Source organism: Serratia sp. (in: enterobacteria), from assembly GCF_046715635.1.
In the GTDB taxonomy this organism is placed as follows: Bacteria; Pseudomonadota; Gammaproteobacteria; order Enterobacterales; family Enterobacteriaceae; genus Chania.
Genome location: NZ_JBKJYW010000019.1, coordinates 1 through 2677 on the forward strand (window position 1 = coordinate 1; position 2677 = coordinate 2677).

Consider the following 2677-nt stretch of genomic DNA (forward strand, 5'->3'; position numbering starts at 1 on the left):
TTGGCGAACGACACCAGGAACACCGAAATAATCGCCATGGTACGTTCAGAGAAGTTGTAGTCACCCTGCGACAGGTTGAGCATGGCAACAAATTCGTTGCTGACGATCTTGGTTGCCATCAGGCCACCGGCCTGCACTGCTTCGTGCCACGGCACCCCCACCAGGAAAGCCAGTGGAGAGAACACGTAACCCAATACCCCTTGGAAGGAAATGCCAAATGCAGCGGTGAATAGCGCGTTAGCCATGGTGATCAGCGCAATAAAGCCGATCAGCATCGCGCCTACGATAATCGCCACCTTGAAGCCATCGAGGATGTATTCGCTCAAGACTTCGAAGAAGCTCTGCTTCTCCCCTTCGACGACATCCAGAATATCTTCCTCAGGTTTGACCTGATAAGGGTTGATCAGCGAGGCCATGATAAAGCCGCCAAACAGGTTCAGCACCAAAGCCGTCACCACATAGCGCGGATCTAACATCACCATGTAAGCGCCCACAATCGCCATTGATACCGTTGACATGGCCGAGGTACACAACGTATACAGGCGGTGCTCCGGCAGCAGGCCGAGCTGTTTTTTAACCGAGATGAACACTTCAGACTGGCCGAGGATCGCCGAAGCCACCGCGTTATAGGACTCTAAGCGCCCCATGCCGTTGACCTTGCTCAGCGCCAGGCCGATGTACTTGATGATAAAGCCCAGGATGCGCCAGTGCTGCAGGATGCCGATCAGCGCGGAGATAAACACGATGGGCAGCAACACGGACAGGAAGAAAGAGATCTCGCCGTGATTCACCAACCCACCAAAGACGAAGTTCACCCCTTCGTTGGCATAGGAGAGTAAATTGCCAAATACCTCGGCGATCACGCCAATCACTTTATTGCCTACGTCGGTCTTAAGCAGCAGTGCGGTCATCAAAAACTGGCAGGCCAGCATGACGAAAATCGGACGATAGCGGATGTTTTTGCGATCGTTGCTCACTAAAAGTGCCAAGACACAGATAGCAAGGATACAAACTATCCCTATGATGTATTTCATTTTTTCCCCAAAATTATCTGTGAACTATTATGTTCCGGTGCCCAGCCTTGTACCCTGGCGTATGCCGGGAACTAATGATGTTATTATCGAAACATAACACAGACAATATGTTATTAAAGTTACACCGATCACATTTGAAAGTGATAATCCCCTTAAAATACATATATGTAACATGTTGAACTTATCACTAACATTAACTTGGTTAGGGAATAGACAGAGATGAACATTTTTGGGGTGAGTTTTTCGATCTCTGGCATCGGGCGTGTTGGGGGAGAAGGGAGAATGCTGGCGCAGGAAGGTAGCCCTAACCCTGCTTGAAATTAGAGCAATCACTCGGCTTTGTGACAGAAACCCATTGACGACACAGGGCCAAATACGGTTTAATGCGCCCCGTTGCCCGGATAGCTCAGTCGGTAGAGCAGGGGATTGAAAATCCCCGTGTCCTTGGTTCGATTCCGAGTCCGGGCACCATCATTTAGAAGAACCCGCCTATGGCGGTTTTTTTGCTTTCAGGGAAATGATCCTTTTCCCAACCTACTGCGACCGGGATTTCACCATGTTGAAAAGTAATGGTCTAATTTCTCGTGATTTGCTTAAAAGCATTAACGGTATTTTTGATAGCCACTTCTGTTGGTAAGCGCTCCAGGCTTTGTTGAATAAATCAGATTTGGACAAAAGAACCCCTTGAATGTGCATATACCTCAGGCAACGCGCACACTTTTTGGCATACCCGCGAGCGTCATCTTGTTCAATGCACGGATCATGGCCATTGCCTCACCGACCTGCGCATCATAGTCACGCAACATAAGGTACCCGCCGAACAGTTGTTTGACTCGGTACATCGCCGTTTCGGCGACCGACCGCCGGTTGTAAGCCGTGTTCCATTTCCAGTAGGCGTTACTCGCCGTAAGCCGCTGCCTCGCTACCGCCTGATTTTGGTCTGCGTACTCAGTTGGCCAGTAACCTGCGCGGGCTCGCGGCGGGATCAGTGCCTTGATTTTCTTACGTCTTAGCTCGTCATGGCACCGCTTTGTGTCATAAGTGCCGTCTGCTGAAGCCACCTTGATTTTCCGGTGGGTCTGCCGGATAAGACCCGGGAATGCCTCCGTATCGGTCACGTTGTTCAGTGACAGGTCAGCACAGATAACCTCGTGGGTATCAGCGTCCAAGGCGAGGTGCAGTTTTCGCCAGACGCGGTGCTTTTTCACCTTCCACTCGCCTTCGCCGAAAACTTTTAAGCCGGTGGAATCGATAACGAGATGGGCAATCTCACCGCGTGTGGGGTTTTTAAAAGGGGTGCAGACGGACTTCGCTCGTCTGCTGACGCAGGAATAATCCGGGCAACGAAGCGGGAGCTTCATTAACGTAAAAATGGAATCAATGAAGCCCTGAGCGTCACGTAGCGTGAGTCGAAAGAAGCGTTTGAGCATCAGTACGGTGGAAATAGCTAATGCAGAATAACGTTGTGGACGCCCTCGTGAAGAGTTATTTGGCTCGTCGTACCAGGCCTGGATGACCGACTCATCAAGCCAGAATGTCAGTGAACCCCGATTGACGAGAGCCTTGTTGTAGGCGTTCCAGTTGGTGATTTTGAACTTTTGCTTTGCCACGGGATACCGCCAGAGGGGGCAGGAATGTGGTGA

At 50.7% G+C, this 2677-nt stretch carries 2 protein-coding genes and 1 tRNA gene; 1 reads left to right on the forward strand and 2 read right to left on the reverse strand.

The genetic code is table 11. From position 1 onward, the window contains the following. Positions 1-1034, reverse strand: a 1034-nt coding sequence (locus ACLQ7H_RS00805; RefSeq protein ID WP_411751028.1) for a NupC/NupG family nucleoside CNT transporter, incomplete at its 3' end; no start/stop codon positions are given. A 395-nt stretch (positions 1035-1429) separates the two neighbouring features. Here ACLQ7H_RS00805 and ACLQ7H_RS00810 point away from each other — a divergent pair. Further along, a tRNA-Phe gene (locus ACLQ7H_RS00810) sits at positions 1430-1505 on the forward strand. Between the two features lie 230 nt (positions 1506-1735). Here ACLQ7H_RS00810 and ACLQ7H_RS00815 read toward each other — a convergent pair. Further along, positions 1736-2644: an IS5 family transposase gene (locus ACLQ7H_RS00815; protein WP_411751029.1), complete on the reverse strand. Its 909-nt coding sequence runs from the start codon at positions 2642-2644 to the stop codon at positions 1736-1738. Positions 2645-2677: the final 33 nt, after the last annotated feature.